The organism is Lentzea sp. NBRC 105346, assembly GCF_030269605.1.
GTDB lineage: Bacteria > Actinomycetota > Actinomycetes > Mycobacteriales > Pseudonocardiaceae > Lentzea.
On the sequence record NZ_BSTQ01000009.1, the window covers coordinates 275,048 to 291,107 of the forward strand.

The following is a 16,060-nucleotide window of genomic DNA, read 5'->3' on the forward strand; positions in this document are numbered from 1 at the left end:
TGGCGCATGGAGCCAACCTGATTACGCTCGTCGCATATGACGGCTCAGTCTGAGATCGCTGCTGGTTATGCCCTTGAAGGTGCGGCCATCGAACTCGGTGCCGTGCTCGTCGACGACAAGGTCGACCCCTCCGCACACGTGCGCATCCCGCTGTCGATGGTGAACCGGCACGGTCTGGTGGCCGGCGCGACCGGCACCGGCAAGACGAAGACCCTGCAGCTCGTCGCGGAACAGCTGTCCGCGAACGGCGTTCCGGTGGTAATGGCGGACGTCAAGGGCGACCTCTCCGGGCTGTCCCAGCAGGGTTCCAGCAGCGACCGGATCACGGCCCGCTCCGCCGACACCGGCGACGACTGGCAGCCGCAGAGCCATCCCGTGCAGTTCCTGTCGATCGGCACCGGCGGGCTCGGCGTCCCGTTGCGGGCGACGGTCACGAGCTTCGGCCCGATCCTGCTGTCGAAGGTGCTGGGCCTCAACGACACCCAGGAGTCGACGCTCGGGCTGATCTTCCACTGGGCCGACAGCCGCGGCCTGCCGTTGCTGGACACCAAGGACCTGCGCGCGGTCATCACCCACCTGACCAGCGACGAGGGCAAGGAGGACCTCAAGGGCATCGGCGGTGTCTCGTCCGCGACCGCGGGCGTGATCCTGCGCGCGCTGGTGAACCTGGAGGCGCAGGGCGGCGACCGGTTCTTCGGCGAGCCCGAGCTCGACCCGAACGACCTCATGCGGGTCAACGACGGCAAGGGGGTCGTCAGCCTCCTGGAGGTCGGTGACCTGCAGTCGAACCCGGTGCTGTTCTCCACCTTCCTGATGTGGCTGCTGGCCGAACTGTTCGAGGACCTGCCCGAGGAGGGCGACCTCGACAAGCCGAAGCTCGTGTTCTTCTTCGACGAGGCGCACCTGCTGTTCGCGGAGGCGTCGAAGGCGTTCCTGGAGAAGATCACGCAGACCGTGAAGCTGATCCGGTCCAAGGGCGTCGGCGTCTTCTTCTGCACGCAGCTGCCGACCGACGTGCCGAACGAGGTGCTGTCGCAGCTCGGCGCCCGCATCCAGCACGCGCTGCGGGCGTTCACGCCGGACGACCAGAAAGCGTTGGCGCGCACGGTGAAGACGTACCCGACGACACCGCACTACGACCTGGAGAAGGCGCTCACGTCGCTCGGCACCGGCGAGGCGATCGTGACCGTGCTGAGCGAGAAGGGTGCGCCGACGCCGGTCGCGTGGACGCGGCTGCGGGCGCCGCGTTCGTTGATGGACACCATCGGGACGGACGCGATCAAGCAGGCCGCGTCGTCGTCCGAGCTGCACGGCAAGTACGGCGAGACCGTGGACCGCGAGTCGGCCTACGAGCAGCTGATGGCCAAAGTCGCGGCACCCGAACAGCAGCAACAGGAAGCCCCGGCCCCTCCGGCGAAGGAGGAACCGGGGCTCGTGGAGAAGGTGCTCGGCAACTCGGCGGTGAAGTCGTTCCTACGCTCGGCTGGTAGCGCTCTCGCGAGGGAGATCACCCGCGGCATCTTCGGTACTTCTCGCAAGCGACGCTGACAGCAGGGCGGCGCCGATCGACAGGGCGCCCGCGACGTACCAGGCGAGGTCGTACGCGCCGAAGTGGTCGCGGGTGAGCCCGGCCGCGGTGGCCGCGAACGCCGCGCCGAACTGGTGCGACGCGAACACCCAGCCGAACACGACCGGCCCGGACATGCCGAAGTACTGGCGGCACAACGCGACCGTGGGCGGCACGGTCGCGACCCAGTCGAGGCCGTAGAAGATGATGAACACGAGCATCGACGGGTGGGCCGACTCGGCGAACAGCTGGGGCAGCACCAGCAACGACAGTCCGCGCAGCGCGTAGTACATCGCGAGCAGCAGCCGGGAGTCGACGCGGTCGGTCAGCCAGCCGGACACGATCGTGCCCGCGATGTCGAAGATCCCGACGAGCGCCAGCAGCCCGGCCGCGGTCGTCGACGGCATGCCGTGGTCGTGCGCGGCGGGGATGAAATGCGTGCCGACGAGCCCGTTCGTCGTCGCGCCGCAGATCGCGAAACCGCCCGCCAGCAACCAGAACGCCCGCGTCCTCGACGCGGTCCTCAGTGCGCCGATCGCACGTTGCGCCGCGCCACCGGTGTGTTCGGGCCGCGGCACGTCCTCGGCGCCGCCGTACGGCCGCAGGCCGATGTCGATCGGGTACTCGCGCAGGAAGAACACCGCCAGCGGCACGACGGCCAGCGCCGCCACGCAGATCACCAGCGACGCGGGCCGCCAGCCGTAGTCGTCCGCGAGCCACGCCACGGTCGGCAGGAACACCAGCTGTCCCGCCGCACCGCCGGCCGTCAGCACACCCGTGACGAGGCCGCGGTGCTTCACGAACCAGCGCCCGGTGATCGTCGCGACGAACGCCAGCGCCATCGACCCCGTGCCAAGCCCGACGACGACACCCCACAGCAGCACCAGCTGCCAGCTCTGCGTCATGAAGACGGTCAGCCCGCTGCCGATCGCGACGAGCGTCAACGCACTCGCGACCACCCGCCGTACCCCGAAGCGATCCATCAACGCCGCCGCGAACGGCGCGGTCAGCCCGTACAGCAACAGGTTGATCGACACGGCGAGCGAGATCGTGCCGGTCGTCCACCCGAACTCGTGCTGCAACGGCGCGATCAACGCCCCCGGCGCCGCGCGAAAAGACGCCGCGCCGACCAGCGCGACGAACGACACCCCAGCGACCACCCAGGCCCAGTGAACTCTCACGCCGATCAGCCTCAGCGATAGAGGACGTGACAACCAGTGGCCTGACAGCCAACATGTGAAAGAATCCGGCCATGCCGCATCGGATCGCAGTGCTCGCGCTGGAGGTGTCGATCGCCTTCGACATCGGCAGCTCGACGCACATGTTCGCCCAGCTCCCGGACCGCTACGAGGTGCTGGTCTGCTCGCCGGGCCGCCGCCCGATCGCCACGTCCGGCGGCTACGACATCACGCCGTCGTACGACCTGGACGTGCTGCGCGACGCCGACACGGTCCTCGTGCCCGGCACGCGCTACGAACCCGCGCGCCGCGGCTCGTTGGAACCGGCCGTACGGGAGGCGCTGCTGGGGACGCGGGCGCCGCGGATCATGTCGATCTGTACGGGCGCCTTCGTGCTGGCCGCGGCCGGTCTGCTCGACGGCCGTCCCGCGACCACGCACTGGAGCGCCACCGAGCAGTTCCGAGCGCTGTATCCGCGGGTCCGGCTGAACCCGGACGTGCTGTTCGTCGACGACGGCGACGTGCTCACCTCGGCCGGTGTCGCCGCCGGGATCGACCTCTGCCTGCACGTGATCCGGTCGGACCACGGCAGCGAGGTGGCGTCCCGCGTGGCCCGGTACTGCGTCGTGCCGCCGCACCGGCAGGGCGGCCAGTCGCAGTTCATCTCACGTCCGGTGCCGTCGATCGGCGACTCGTCCACCGCGCCGGCGCGCGCATGGGCGTTGAACCGGCTGGACTCGCCGCTGGAGCTCTCGGCGCTGGCCGAGCAGGCGCGGATGTCCGTGCGGACGTTCACGCGGCGGTTCCGGGAGGAGACCGGAATGTCGCCGGGCAAGTGGATCACGTTGCAACGGGTGGAGCGGGCGCGGCACCTGCTGGAGACCACGGACCTGCCGGTCGACCAGGTGGCGCAGCACTCCGGCTTCGGGACGGGCGCGGCTCTACGCCAACAGCTAGCGGCCTCGCTGGGCGTCTCACCCACCACCTACCGCCAAACCTTCCGCTCAGCCTGAAGTGCCGTTAAGGCCACCTTTACAGCGCTCAGTGCCGTAAAGGTGGCCTTAACGGCACTGAGCGATGAGGCCGTGGAAGCCGTGGGCTTGGGCGATTTCCAAGGCCTCTGCGTACCTGCCCAGGCCGATCAACGCCTTCGCCTCGCAGAACCGCGACCGCGATCCGCCAGCCAGCACCAGCGCCCGCTTGAAGTGCTCGGCGGAACCCGCATCGTCGCCGAGCGCGGCCAGCACGGTCCCGAGCACGCGGTGCGCGTCGGCCTCCGCGGTGTGGTCGCCACCGAGCGGTGCCAGCTCGACGGCCTGCCGGGCCGACGCCAACGCACCGTCCAGGTCGCCCAGGTCGAGCTGGACCTCGGCGAAGTGGAACAGCCCGCGGCCGCCGTACGCGGTGTCGCCCAGCTCGCGCATCGTGTCCATCGCGGACGTGAGGCAGCGGTGGGCCTCCGCAGGGCGCCCCGCCTCGCGGTGGGCGGTGCCGACAGCGGCCAGCGCCAGCGCCGCCACGTAGGCGACGCCCATCGACGACGCCAGTTCGTGGGCTCGGCGGTAGTGCACCAGAGCCTGTTCGGGGTCACCACTGTCGAGGAAGACGTTGCCCAGGTTCACCAGGCTGTTGGCGACGATGTTGCGCGCACCGACCGATTCGCCGAGGGCGACGGCCCGGCGTCCGCACTCCTCCGCGGAGGAGAGCTGCCCGACCTCGTACCACAACGCGGTCATCATCCCCAGTGACGCCGCTTCCAGTTCCTGCCAGCCGGTGCGTTGTCCCAGCCCGACGGCCGCAGAGCCGTGCTCGAGCGCCAGCGCGTAGGAGTTCAGCCGCGTGTACGCGCCGGACAGGCTGAAGTGTGCGGCGGCCTGCGCTCTCAGATCACCCGCCTCCGCGGCGAACCGCAGGGCCGCCGACGCCGCGGCCGTCCACATGAGTCCGTTGCCGGACATCCAGTAGTGCGTGCGCAGCGTGTCCGCGATCAGCCAGGCCCGTTCGTGCATGTCCGAAGATCGGCAGTCCGTCACCGCCGACGTCAGGTTGCCCAGCTCGGGATCCAGCCAGTCCGGACCGGCCTGCACCGGAGGCAACGGCGGCACCGGCAGGCGGAGCGCCTCCGGCGAGTGCGTCCGCACGACCGCGTCGGCGTGCGCGAGATACCAGTCGTACAGCGCGGACGGGTCCTCGCTCTCCGCGAGCTCGGCCGCGTAGAGCCGCAACAGGTCGTGGAAGCCGTACCGGCCCGGCGCGCGTTCCTGCACCAGATGGGCGGACACCAGCCGGTGCAACCCGTCGGCAGCGGAGGACCCCGTGAGGAACGACGCCAGGTCGGCGGTGAAGTCCTCGCCGGGCACGAGTCCGAGCATGCGGAACAGATGTTTGTCCGCAGTGGACAGCCGGTGATAGGAGAGGTCGAACGCAGCGCGCACCGCCGCGTGCGGGTCGTCGTCCACGGCGAGGTGGGTCAGCAGGTTGCCCGAGCGCAACGACTCCACGTGTGCCGACAGCGGCTGGCCCGGCTGGTCGGCCAGGTGCGCGGCGGCCACCCGCAACGCCAGCGGCAGCGATCCGCACAGCGACACGAGTTCCTGCGCCGCAACGGGTTCCGCATCGACGCGGGACTCGCCGAGCGTGCTGCTCAGCAGCTCCCCGGCCTCGCCGGAGCTCATCACGTCCAGGTCGAGCCGGGCCGCGCTGAGGTCGTGCAGCTGGTCGCGGCTGGTGATCACCGCAAGCGAGGTCGGGTGGTCCGGAACCAGGTCGCGCACCTGTTCGACGTCGGCGACGTTGTCCAGCAGCACCAGCATCTTCCGGTCCGCCAGCAACGCCTGGTACAGCACGACGGCCTGTTCGGGTGACGGCGGAACCTGCTCGGGCGGCAGGCCGAACGCGCGCAGGAACCGGGCCGCGACCTCGGTCGCCCGCAACGGCCGGCCCCAGGTGTAGCCGCGCAGGTCCGCGTACAGCTGGCCGTCCGGGAACCGCGACCGCACGCGATGCGCCCAGCGCACCGCCAGCGAGGTCTTGCCGACGCCTGCCGTTCCGGTGATGACCACCGGGCCGCCCGATGCATCGTCCAACGCGGACAGTTGTCCTTGCCGGCCAACGAATCCGCGCGCGTCCATCGGCAGCTGCGCCGGTGGACGAACCAGCTTCGGCAGCTCGAACGGTGGCCACAGCATGCGCACCGCGCCCGCGAGCCGGACGGCCGTCTGGGGTTCCGGCTCACGCGTGTGGCCCTGTTCGAGCGCGCGCACCGTCCGCACGCTCACGTCGGCCAGCTCCGCGACCGCCTGCTGGGTCAGTCCGCGCCGCGCCCGATGCTCACGCAGCGCCGCACCGAACGAACCGGACTCTGCCGCCATCCGCGGCACCACCTTCAGTCAGACGTCAGGAATGGGCCCATAAAAAAGGGCTCAGCAACCCTGGCACCGCCTCGTCCGCCAGCGCCAGTCCCTCCGGCGTTCCGACGTCCAGCACGTGGTAGACCCCATCACCGGCGGCGGTGGTCGCGGAGACCGTGACGAGTCCCGCGCGCCGCTGGAAGAACGACTGGTGCACGCGCCAGCCGATGATGCCGGTTCGTTGCAGCGCAACGGTTTCCCTGGCGAGCGACCCGCTGCGCGTAACCAGATAGCGGTCGTCCAGGGCGTGTCCCAGCGCCCGATACCGGTCCCAGCCCACGAAGACCGCGAACGGCAGCAGTGCGACCGCGATCGGCCAGGCCCACGATGGCGCGTACACCGCTAGTCCCACCGCAAGCACCACAACGGGTACGACCGAACGCACCAACCGCCGCCGCAGCGCCGCGATCGGGTGCCGTGCCAACGGGGTGAGTGTCGGCGCGACCGGCACGCGTAGTACCTCGGCGCCGACGCGGTGCGCCTCGGCCGTCGGCGCGGGCGGCAGCAGCAGGCTGCTCTCGCCCTTCGCGCCGAGCCCGGTCGTCACCGCGGCGGCCTTCGCGCCACGCCCCAGGCGCAGCAGCAACGGTTGCTGCACCTCGACGCCGCGCAACCGCTGCTCGGACACCGACACGGACCGCGTGGTGAGTAAACCGCGCTGCACGCGCACGGTCTGGTCCGGTTCGCGGGTGAGGCGGTAGTTCCAGTACTGCAACACGTACACGACGAGCGACGCGAGGAACGTCAGCACGATCACGACGCCGGCGATCTTCGCGACCGTCAGCACGCTGTGCGACTCCATCACCCAGTTCGTCGCGGTGTCGACGACGTGCAGGTTGAGGTCGTCGGCGTAGTTCATGACGAAGCCGAACACGGCGCCCACCGCGACCAGACCGGACAGCGACAGCGGCGCGAACCGCAGCCACTTCTGGTCCAGCTCGGCGAGCAGTTGCCCCTTCGGTTGTTCAGTGGGGTGAACAGGTTCGGAGACCGGCTTCTCGAGCAGCACCTGGCGCAGCCGCTCGGCTTCCTCGGACGTGACCGCGTCGAGCGTCAGCCCGCCGTCGTTGGCGTCGGTCGACCGCTGGCCCGTCCCGACCCGCACGGCGGACAGCCCGAAGATCCGGTGGCCGAGCTTCGCGGTCAGGTCGACCGTCCGGATGCGCTCGCGGGGCACCGCCAAACGCTTGCGCACGACCAAACCCGTGTGCAGCTCGACCTGTTCCGGCGTGATCCGGTACTTCGTCGTGCGCCAGTGCAGGAATCCCAGGCCGACGATCACCAGCACCGCGAACGCGCCGCTGCCGATGCGCCACGGGTCGCCGTTGCCGACGATCACCCAGATCAGGATCACCGGCAGCAACGCCAGGGTCTCGTTGAGCGGACGGACGATGAGCATCTTGATGTGCAGCCGGTGCCACTCCTGGGGCGCGTCCACGACCTCGGGAGCCTGCGGTAGGGACGGCATCATGTCGCATCACCGGGCGTTGCCTGGGTGGTCGTGGTCAGCTCGTCGACGAGCCGTGCGGCGGTGTCGAGGTCGAGGCCCTCGATCTCGACCGGACCCGCGGCGGACGCGGTCGTCACGGTCACCGTCGCCAGGCCGAGCATCTGCTGCAACGGCCCGCGCTTGGTGTCCACGGTCTGGATCCGTGACACCGGCGCGATCCGCCATTCCTGGTTGAACCAGCCGCTGAGCGTGTAGACCGCGTCCGGCGTGCTCTCCCAGCGGTGCACGCGGTAGCGCCACGACGGCATCACCACGGTGTGTGCGATGGCCAGCACGGCGGTCGTGAGCGCCAGCGCGAGCTGCCAGCCGGGCGCGTCGGCGGTGAAGAGCAGCACGATCAGCTGCGGGACCAGGACGACCGCCCAGCCGATGGCTGCGTTCAGCGTCCACAGGACGATCGACTTGCGGCTCACCTGGTGGCGGGGCGCGCGCAGTTGCAGTGTCACCACACCACTGTGCCCCACGTACGCCCGTCAGTGCGTACGTGGGGCACAGGAGTGTCGGGTCAGGGGGCGACGACGTAGGGCGGGGTGAAGACCTCTTGGGGGTCGGCCGACGCCGGACCCGCCGCCAGGAACAGTGCGCTCGAAATGAGGATCACTGCGGCGGCGATTCTGGCGATAGTGTTCACAATCATCATCGAGCTCCGTTCGATCATTGGTGGCGGCCGTGGATGAGGGCAGGAATGCCATGACGAGGTTCGGGGCGCGTCTGCGCGCCGCGCGCCAGCAGCGTGGTCTGTCGCAAAAGGACCTGGCGTGTCCGGGTGTGTCGATGAGCTACGTTTCTCGGCTGGAGTCCGGTGAGCGCGTGCCGTCCGCGGCCGTGGTGCGCCGGCTCGCCGACGTGCTCGGCGTCGACCCGGACGAGCTGATGGTCGACGAGGACCGCACCGCGATGCAGGACGAGGCGCTCGCGTGGTGCGAGGCGCTGCTCGCGTACCACGACGGCGATCTGCTGATGGCCGTCGACCTGCTGGAGACCCTCGGCAAGCGGTCCGACGAGGAGATGTTCGGCTGGTGCGTGCGCTGGACGCGGCTGGTGTTCCTGGCGCGGCAGCGCGACCACGAGGGTCTGCTGCTCGCCGCGGCGAAGCTGCGCAAGTCGTGGTCGCCCGGTCCGGCCGTCGACGCGCTCGTCGAGGTGATGCGTGCGCAGTCGTTGCGGCGCCTGGGCCGCAGCGCCGAGTCCGTGCGCGCCGCGACCGACGCCGTCGAACTCGCCACGGGTGAAGGGGAACGCGTCCGCCGCGTGCACACCCGCGCGCTCATCGCGTTGTGCTCGGAGCTCGCCGCCGCGGGCCGGCTCGCCGACGCCGAACAGGTCGTCGAACAGCTCGCCGCTCGGCTGCCCGAGCTCGGCCGCGACCGGCTCGCGATCTCCACGTGGTGGGTGCGCGCCAGGGTGGCCGACCGGCTCGGCGACCGCACCGAGGCCGCGCACTGCATCCGGGAGGCCGTGGCGCTCCTCGACGACTTCGACGGCGACCCCGAGTTCCGGTGCCGCGTGCGCCTCGCGGCCGCGTCCATCGCGCTGCGCACACCCGGCGCGAACCTCGACGAGGTGGCCGGTCTGCTCGACGTCGTGGAGGCGACCGTCGCGGTGATCAGCAAGCCCGCGGAGATCGTCGCGCACGCCCAGGCGCTGCGCGGCGAGCTGGCGTTGCGGTACGGCGAGGTCGACCGGGCGTGCGAACTGGCCGAGCGGGCACTCGCCACCGGGGAACTGGACGAGGAACAGCAGCTGCGCTGCAGCCTGCTGCTCGTCCGCGCCGCCGACGAGGTCGACGACAGCGGGCGCGCAGACGCGGCGCGGCTCGAGCTGGCCGCGCTGCTGGACCGGATCAACCCCGAGGGAGTCGACCCGCTCCTGTGGCGTGATGTCGCGCGAATCGCGCTGCGCAAGCACTGAATGTGTCCCTGTTCACCCCGGTCAGCTTGTTAACGGAGCATGACACAGACCAGTTACCCGACTCATCACCCAGTTGTACCGCGTCGGCATGGGCAAAACCCCCAAACCCGCGCGATCACCCGTCGCCAGCAAGCCACCGAACGGGCGAATGGCCCGATGATCCGTTCAGATTTGAGTCAAGAAGTTGACTGAGCTTGACTAGGGCTCGACAAGGTTGACCCACCAGACGACCGCGCCGGCCCGGCCCTTCACGCCGAGCGTCGCGTAGATGCGCTGCAGGTGGTTCTGAACGGTCTTGGGGGACAGTTCGAGCTTCTCCGCGATCGCCGATGTACTCGCTCCCGCGGCCACGAGCCGCAGCACCTCGATGCCCCGTTTGGTCAGTCCCGCGCGCAACGCCCGCGCGATGCGCGTGTTCGTCTGTTCCGCCGTGCCGGTGTCGTGAAGTTCAGCAGTGTGAACGCGAACGACGGTGTCTTCACGTTTCGGCTCGAACCTGTGGTGCGCCAACTGTTCCACGAGCCGCGACGACAGGTCGTGCTCGCGCATGCGCAGCAGATCGCGTCCCTCCTGCAGCTCCCATAACCGGTACTGCTCCAGCTGCAGCCGCGCGTGCCGCAGCGCGAGGTCGAGCTGACCGGCGCGTTCGTGCGCCTCGCTCAACGCCGCGTGCGCGTGCACCGCGACCTCGCGGGCGAGACAGCTCATCGCGAGTTCCGCCGCCTGGTTGAGTTGCGTGATCTGCTCGGAGTGCCGTCCGCGTGCCCCGCTCAGCCGCGCCCACGCCATCAGCAGCTCGGCGTGTGCGACCGGACGGTCCCGTCCGGACAACAATTGTTCCGCGCGATGACACGACCGGTGCGCGCGATCGATCTCGCCGAGATCGATCCTTACGTGCGTCAGCAACAAATTCACCATCGCGAGCCGCACCGGGTCACCGAGCTGCTTCCACCGATCACGAACCTGCGCGCACAATGCCTCCGCGCGGCGCAGCTTGCGCACGCAAGGTTCTCCGTCGAGGCTGCACCGGCTTTCCTCGGTGCGGATCATGCAGTGCTCGTGGTACTGCGTGCGCATGACCCTGGCCTGCTCGAACAGGATCGAGCCGATCAGCTCCGGATCGCCGGTCAGCTCCGCCAGGCCGAGGGCGCGCGCGAACGAGTTGTAGGACCGCTCGCGCGAATCAAGACGCAGTTCCACCACCGCACGGGAAAAACTGCACCGCGCCTGCAGTCCGATGTGCCGGTTGGCCGACGCGATCTGCTGCACGCGGTCGATCGTGTCGAGCGCGCTCGGCCACAAGCCGCGCTTGCCCAGTGCGACCGACTGCGCCAGCACGCCTTCCGCGACGCCCTCCATGTCGTCCAGCCAGGCGAACGCGGCAACCGCTTTCTCGGCGAACTCCAAGGCGTCGCCGGGTCTGCCCTCGTCGAGTGCGATCCGCGCTTCACGAAGGTTGAGAACGGCGTTGGCCCTCGGATCTGTGTTCAATTGCCCTCGCTCCGCTCGGGCGGCGAGGTCGCCGGAAGTCGGTGTCTTCCCTCGTGATTTCGCGCGGCCGGCGCCCTAGGGGGCGCCGGCCGCGCGAAATGACTCAGTCCAGACACCGACGCGACCTCGCGGTGGTCGATCTCGTCCGCGAACAACACGGGTCCGCTCATGATCGTGCAGCGTAACGACTCACGGGTGGAGTTGGCGTTTCAAAACCTTCCCGGTTGCGTTGCGCGGCAACGCGTCGAGGAACACCACGTCCCGAGGGACGGAAAACCTGGCCAAGTTGGCCTTGACATGTTCACGTATGTGATCCGCGGTGATCTCGGAGGAACACACGACGTAGGCCGCGAGCCGTTGCCCGAACTCGTCGTCGGACACGCCGACGACCGCGACCTCCCGAACCCCCGGCAGTGCCGCGAGCAGGTCCTCGACCTCACGCGGGTAAACGTTCTCACCGCCGGACACGATCATCTCGTCGTCGCGGCCCGCGACGTACAACAGGTCGTCGTCGTCTCGATAGCCCAAGTCCCCTGTGGACATGAGTCCGTGGAGAACCTCTTTGTTGCCGCCGTTGGTGTAACCCTCGAACAGCATCTCGTTGCCGACGAAGATCCGTCCGGTTCGTCCCGGCGGTAGCGGCTTCCCGGATTCGTCCACAATGGCCACTCGGGTGCCGATCGGCGGCCGACCGGCCGTACCGGGCCGCCGGGCGAGCTCGTCGGGCGTCGCGATGCTCGCCCAGGAGACCTCGGTCGAGCCGTACAGGTTGTAGAGCACGGGGCCGAACTCGGCGAGCGTGCGCGTCGCGACCGGCGGCGGCAGCGCCGAGCCGCTGGACGCGATGATGCGCAGCTTCGGCCGTTTGCCGACCTCCAGCATGCGTTGCAGCATCACGGGTACGACGAACATGGTCGTGCAGTTTCGGTCCTCGACGTCCTGGAGCGTCTGTTCCGGATCGAACTTCCGGCGCAGCACGAGCGTCGCGCCGAGGACGAGCCCGATCTGGAACGCGGCGAGGCCCCACGTGTGGAACAGCGGCGCGGGGATCGCGATGACCTCCCCGTGCCGCAAGGGAATCCGTGACAACAGCGCGGCCGCGGGCAGCAGGCTCGCGGGCTCCGGCCGTTGCGCGCCTTTCGGGGCGCCGGTCGTGCCGGACGTGAGCACGATGAGCCGGCCGCGCGGCGGGCGGCGGGGCAGGGGAGTGGCCGGCGCCTTGTCGATCAGGTCGTCGAGCTCGTCGGTCCAAATGATGTTGTCGTGGCCGACGATGTCGCGGAACTCCGGGTCCGCGACGACCAGCGCGACGTTCTGCTCCTCCAGCACTTTCGCCACTTGCGCCGCGCTGAGTCCTGTGTTGAGCAGGACCGTGCTCGCGCCGATCTTCACGCACGCGGTCATGGTCTCGATGACGCCGCGGTGGTTGCGGCACAGGATCGCGACCCGTTGCTTCGGTTCGGCGCGGAGTGCGTTGGCCAGCCGGGTCGTGCGCTCGTCGACCTGTGCGTAGGTCAGCGTGCCCTCGTCGTCGATGATCGCCGGCCGGTCCGGGTGCCGCGCGGCGCCCGTGGCGTAACCCCAGGCCAGCGTGATGTCCCAGTGCGCATACCCGCGTGCGGCGCCGCTGAGCCCCCGCGGTCCCATCGGCCGGATCACTCCGGCTCGGACCAGCGTCACCAGGGCGCGGACGTGGGTCAGCATGGCCCCGATGGTGACACTACCTACCGGCGAGTAGGAAGAGTTCGAACCTGTTCGGATGGTGTGGCGCCGGTCACATGTTGTTTCCGTGAATGAGAGTGGTCGAAAGTCGCGAAATGCGATGGAATTCTCTCCAAAAGAGACGCACCTTTTCGTGACGGTATTTATCGGTACTGTTGACGCGCCTGCCTCAGGGAGTCGTCGTGGTACTGAAACCGCTGCACAAAGCGCCTGTCGTGCCGACACTGACCGAGCGTTTCGACGAGGCGCTGCGCGATTTTCTGGGTGCGCGCGTGACCGACATCCTGGATGTCAGCCCGGTGCTGGAGCCCGTCGCGCGGGAACTCGTGGATTTCATGATTGCCGGTGGAAAACGCATGCGTCCCGCGTTCTGCTACTGGGGCTGGCGCGGCGCCGGTGGCGCACCGGACGCGCCGGGCATCATCGTCGCGTCCGCCGCGCTCGAGCTGCTGCACGGCTGTGCGCTGATCCACGACGACATCATGGACGCCTCGGACACCCGCCGCGGGCGGCCGTCGATGCACCGCGTCTTCGAGGCGCTGCACCGTGAGCACGGCATGCGCGGCGACGCGGCGCACTTCGGCCGGGCGGTCGCGATCCTGCTCGGCGACTACTGCCTGATGTGGTGTGCCCGGATGTTCGACTCGGCGGGCCTGCCGGGTGGCGCGGCGAAGGCGTTGCTCGACCAGATGCACACCGAGCTGATGTCGGGTCAGTACCTGGACCTGGTCGAACAGGCCATGGGCACGACGACCGTCGCGCGGGCCCGGCGGGTGATCCTGTTCAAGACCGCCAAGTACACCGTCGAGAACCCGATGCGCATCGGCGCACTCCTGGCGGGCGGGTCACCGGCACTGCTGCGCACCTACTCGCGGTTCGCCCTGCCCATCGGCGAGGCGTTCCAGTTGCGCGACGACATCCTCGGCGTGTTCGGCGAACCGGCGGAAACGGGCAAACCGTCGGGCGACGACCTGCGGGAGGGCAAGCGGACCGTGCTCGTGACGCTGGCGCGGGAGAAGGCGCCGGCGGAGGTAGACGCACTGCTCGGCGACCCGGACGGCGTCGAACGGCTGCAGTCGTTGATCGTGGAAACCGGTGCGCTGGCCGAGGTGGAGGAGCTGATCGCCGCTCACACGGTCGCCGCGCTGACCGCGTTGGAGACCGCGCACATCCCCGGTGACGTGCGGGAAGCGTTGACCGGACTGGCCCTGGCCGCGACGCGGCGGCGGGCCTAGACCTCGGGCGTCGTCGACGCGCTCACGACGGCGTCGCGTAATGCGGCACGCAACCGGCCGACCTCGAGCGGTGTCAGCACGGCCGCCTCACCCGGCGGAACGGTGATCACGACGTGTCCCTGGCTCACGAACACGGTCATGTCCCGTCGGCGCGAAGCGATGTCGCGGCAACTGACCTGCCACTCCTTGCTGGCTGACACTGGCCCCCGACCTCCTGCTGTCTCGGCACGTGTGCTCGGACCAATCCGGGCGCTCGCGGGGATGAGACGCACGCGGTTTGGCGCCATGACGGCGATGTCCGCCGGGCAACCGTGCCGAGCTACGGATAGCGTCGCATGTGACATCCGTGCCAGTCACCTGGGAGGGTGAAAGATGGCTGAACCGCAACGCATCGTGATCGTCGGCTCAGGCCTTGCCGGTGCTTCGGCAGCGGGCGCGCTGCGGGAACGCGGGTATGGCGGACAAATCACCATGTACGGCCAGGAAGTGCATCGCCCCTACGAACTTCCCGCGCTGTCGAAGGACATCATGCTCGGCAACGCCGACGAGCCCACGTGGGTCCACGACATCGGCTTCTACGCGGACAACGAAATCGACTTCCGCCCCGGGACGCCGATCACCGAGGTCCGGCCCGCCGACCAGACCGTCGTGGACTCGGACGGAGCAGTGCATTCGTACGATCGGCTGCTTCTCGCCACCGGCTCACGCCCCCGCGTACTCCCCGGCGCGAAGGGGCATGTGCTGCGCACGTTCGACGACTCGCTGGCACTGCGCGAAAAGCTTGCAGAGGGCAAACAGGTGGTCATCGTCGGTGCCGGCTGGATCGGCTGCGAGGTCGCCGCCGCCGCGCGCAAACACGGCGCCGTCGTCACCGTCATCGACCCGGTACCCCTTCCGCTGCAACGGGTTCTCGGTGAACGCATGGGCGAGGTGTTCCGCGACCTGCACGCCGAGCACGGAGTGCACTGGCGCCTCGGCGTGGGCGTCGAGGGGTTCACCGACCACGGCGTCATCTTGAGTGGCAACGAGGAACTGCTCGCAGACGTCCTCGTCCTCGGTGTCGGCGCGACCCCGCGGCTGGAGCTCGCCGAGGCGGCGGGCCTGAAGCTCGCCGACGGCGGTGTCGCGGTGGACGCGACGCTGCGCACGTCCGACCCCCACATCTACGCCGCGGGCGACATCGCCGCGCACGACCACCCGCGCTACAGCAAGCGGGTGCGCGTCGAGCACTGGGCGAACGCCAAGGACCAGGGCACCTACGTCGCCGGTCCCTTGCTGGGTACCGACGAGCCGTACGTGCAGAGCCCGTACTTCTTCTCCGACCAGTACGACCTCGGCATGGAGTACCGCGGGCTCGCGGATCCCGAGCACGACGAGCTGGTCGTCCGCGGGGACCTCGGCAAGCGCGAGTTCATCGCCTTCTGGTTGCGCGACGGGCGGTTGCAGGCCGCGATGAACGTCAACATGTGGGACGACGGGACCGCTCTCAAGGCGCTTGTCGACTCGCACGCCGCCGTCACGCCGGAGCAGTTGAAGACCGCCGACCTCGGCGACCTCGCCTAGAGGCAGGAACCCGGCACCGGATCGGTGTTGATCAGCCGGCCGAGGAGGTCCCGCAGCAGCGCGAACTCCTCGGCCGAGAGGTCCGCCCGGAACCGCGTCTCGACCTCGCTCAGCGCGATGGCCACCTTCCCGGTCAGCTCCCGGCCCTCGTCGGTGATCACCGGTGTGCGCACCCGCCGGTCCCGCGGGTCCGGCTGCCGCACGATCAGCCCGTCGCGTTCCAGCTTGTCCAGCTCGCTCGTGAGCGTCGTCTTGTCGAGCCCGAGCGCGGCGCCCAGCGCGAGCTGCGTGCGTTGGAAGTCGTCGCTGTTCAGGGCCTGGAGCACCAGCTGACCGCGGATGCTCACGCCGTGCTTGAGGGCCTCGTCCTGGAACGCCGAGCCGAGCTTCTGCGCGGCGCGGTGCAGCAGCCAGTTCAGGTCGAACTTCTCCGCGCAGCCAGCGGCCTTCGCGCACGTCGGGACGGGTTCCAT

The 16,060-nt window shown here is 69.4% G+C and carries 14 protein-coding genes; 5 read left to right on the forward strand and 9 right to left on the reverse strand.

All coding sequences use genetic code 11. The features are described 5' to 3' along the window. The first annotated feature begins 36 nt into the window (after positions 1-36). On the forward strand, positions 37-1,548 hold the full coding sequence (locus QSK35_RS21205; protein WP_285748804.1) for a helicase HerA-like domain-containing protein: 1,512 nt from the start codon (positions 37-39) through the stop codon (positions 1,546-1,548). On the opposite strand, the gene QSK35_RS21210 is transcribed toward QSK35_RS21205, so the two are convergent. Then, positions 1,474-2,748, reverse strand: a complete 1,275-nt coding sequence (locus QSK35_RS21210) for an MFS transporter (protein WP_502881693.1) — start codon at positions 2,746-2,748, stop codon at positions 1,474-1,476. The genes QSK35_RS21205 and QSK35_RS21210 overlap by 75 nt on opposite strands. A 71-nt stretch (positions 2,749-2,819) precedes the next feature. Here QSK35_RS21210 and QSK35_RS21215 point away from each other — a divergent pair, with 71 nt between their 5' ends. Further along, entirely contained in the window at positions 2,820-3,758 is a 939-nt protein-coding gene (locus tag QSK35_RS21215) for a GlxA family transcriptional regulator (RefSeq protein WP_285748806.1), read from the forward strand. Positions 3,759-3,806: 48 nt separating this feature from the next. Here QSK35_RS21215 and QSK35_RS21220 read toward each other — a convergent pair whose 3' ends face one another. The 4 genes from QSK35_RS21220 to QSK35_RS21235 form a co-directional block, all read right to left on the reverse strand. Next, positions 3,807-6,116, reverse strand: coding sequence for an ATP-binding protein (locus QSK35_RS21220; protein ID WP_285748808.1), 2,310 nt, complete (start codon positions 6,114-6,116; stop codon positions 3,807-3,809). Positions 6,117-6,141: 25 nt separating this feature from the next. Then, on the reverse strand, positions 6,142-7,626 hold the full coding sequence (locus QSK35_RS21225) for a PH domain-containing protein (RefSeq protein ID WP_352244131.1): 1,485 nt from the start codon (positions 7,624-7,626) through the stop codon (positions 6,142-6,144). After that, positions 7,623-8,105, reverse strand: a complete 483-nt coding sequence (locus QSK35_RS21230) for a PH domain-containing protein (RefSeq protein ID WP_285748942.1) — start codon at positions 8,103-8,105, stop codon at positions 7,623-7,625. The genes QSK35_RS21225 and QSK35_RS21230 overlap by 4 nt, the downstream gene beginning before the upstream one ends. Before the next feature lie 65 nt (positions 8,106-8,170). Continuing rightward, positions 8,171-8,302, reverse strand: a complete 132-nt coding sequence (locus tag QSK35_RS21235; protein WP_285748810.1) for a hypothetical protein — start codon at positions 8,300-8,302, stop codon at positions 8,171-8,173. A gap of 53 nt (positions 8,303-8,355) precedes the next feature. On the opposite strand from QSK35_RS21235, the gene QSK35_RS21240 reads away from it, so the two are divergent. Then, positions 8,356-9,576, forward strand: coding sequence for a helix-turn-helix domain-containing protein (locus tag QSK35_RS21240; RefSeq protein ID WP_285748813.1), 1,221 nt, complete (start codon positions 8,356-8,358; stop codon positions 9,574-9,576). A gap of 198 nt (positions 9,577-9,774) precedes the next feature. Here the strand turns inward: QSK35_RS21240 and QSK35_RS21245 are convergent, their stop codons facing one another. Continuing rightward, the gene (locus QSK35_RS21245; RefSeq protein ID WP_285748815.1) at positions 9,775-11,067 is read right to left on the reverse strand and encodes a helix-turn-helix transcriptional regulator; all 1,293 of its coding nucleotides are present in this window, start codon (positions 11,065-11,067) and stop codon (positions 9,775-9,777) included. 189 nt (positions 11,068-11,256) lie between these two features. Continuing rightward, complete coding sequence (locus QSK35_RS21250) at positions 11,257-12,771, reverse strand: AMP-binding protein (protein WP_285748817.1); 1,515 nt, start codon at positions 12,769-12,771, stop codon at positions 11,257-11,259. A gap of 233 nt (positions 12,772-13,004) precedes the next feature. On the opposite strand from QSK35_RS21250, the gene QSK35_RS21255 reads away from it, so the two are divergent. Next, positions 13,005-14,024 carry a polyprenyl synthetase family protein gene (locus QSK35_RS21255; RefSeq protein ID WP_285748819.1) on the forward strand — a complete coding sequence of 340 codons (1,020 nt, stop codon included), beginning with the start codon at positions 13,005-13,007 and terminating at the stop codon, positions 14,022-14,024. Here the strand turns inward: QSK35_RS21255 and QSK35_RS21260 are convergent. Beyond that, the gene (locus tag QSK35_RS21260) at positions 14,021-14,224 is read right to left on the reverse strand and encodes a hypothetical protein (RefSeq protein ID WP_285748821.1); all 204 of its coding nucleotides are present in this window, start codon (positions 14,222-14,224) and stop codon (positions 14,021-14,023) included. The genes QSK35_RS21255 and QSK35_RS21260 overlap by 4 nt on opposite strands. A 172-nt stretch (positions 14,225-14,396) precedes the next feature. Here QSK35_RS21260 and QSK35_RS21265 point away from each other — a divergent pair, with 172 nt between their 5' ends. Beyond that, positions 14,397-15,587 (forward strand): NAD(P)/FAD-dependent oxidoreductase, encoded by a 1,191-nt coding sequence (locus QSK35_RS21265; RefSeq protein ID WP_285748823.1) that lies wholly within the window; start codon positions 14,397-14,399, stop codon positions 15,585-15,587. Here the strand turns inward: QSK35_RS21265 and QSK35_RS21270 are convergent. Beyond that, entirely contained in the window at positions 15,584-16,060 is a 477-nt protein-coding gene (locus tag QSK35_RS21270; RefSeq protein WP_285748825.1) for a MarR family winged helix-turn-helix transcriptional regulator, read from the reverse strand. The two genes, QSK35_RS21265 and QSK35_RS21270, sit on opposite strands and share 4 nt — an antisense overlap.

Bases quoted from the DNA above. Each gene is read 5' to 3' on its own strand.
- QSK35_RS21205 (WP_285748804.1), top strand. From the start codon at position 37: ATGACGGCTCAGTCTGAGATCGCTGCTGGTTATGCCCTTGAAGGTGCG.
- QSK35_RS21225 (WP_352244131.1), bottom strand. From the start codon at position 7,626: ATGATGCCGTCCCTACCGCAGGCTCCCGAGGTCGTGGACGCGCCCCAG.
- QSK35_RS21250 (WP_285748817.1), bottom strand. From the start codon at position 12,771: ATGCTGACCCACGTCCGCGCCCTGGTGACGCTGGTCCGAGCCGGAGTG.
- QSK35_RS21235 (WP_285748810.1), bottom strand. From the start codon at position 8,302: ATGATTGTGAACACTATCGCCAGAATCGCCGCCGCAGTGATCCTCATT.
- QSK35_RS21215 (WP_285748806.1), top strand. From the start codon at position 2,820: ATGCCGCATCGGATCGCAGTGCTCGCGCTGGAGGTGTCGATCGCCTTC.
- QSK35_RS21220 (WP_285748808.1), bottom strand. From the start codon at position 6,116: ATGGCGGCAGAGTCCGGTTCGTTCGGTGCGGCGCTGCGTGAGCATCGG.
- QSK35_RS21270 (WP_285748825.1), bottom strand. From the start codon at position 16,060: ATGGAACCCGTCCCGACGTGCGCGAAGGCCGCTGGCTGCGCGGAGAAG.
- QSK35_RS21240 (WP_285748813.1), top strand. From the start codon at position 8,356: ATGACGAGGTTCGGGGCGCGTCTGCGCGCCGCGCGCCAGCAGCGTGGT.
- QSK35_RS21265 (WP_285748823.1), top strand. From the start codon at position 14,397: ATGGCTGAACCGCAACGCATCGTGATCGTCGGCTCAGGCCTTGCCGGT.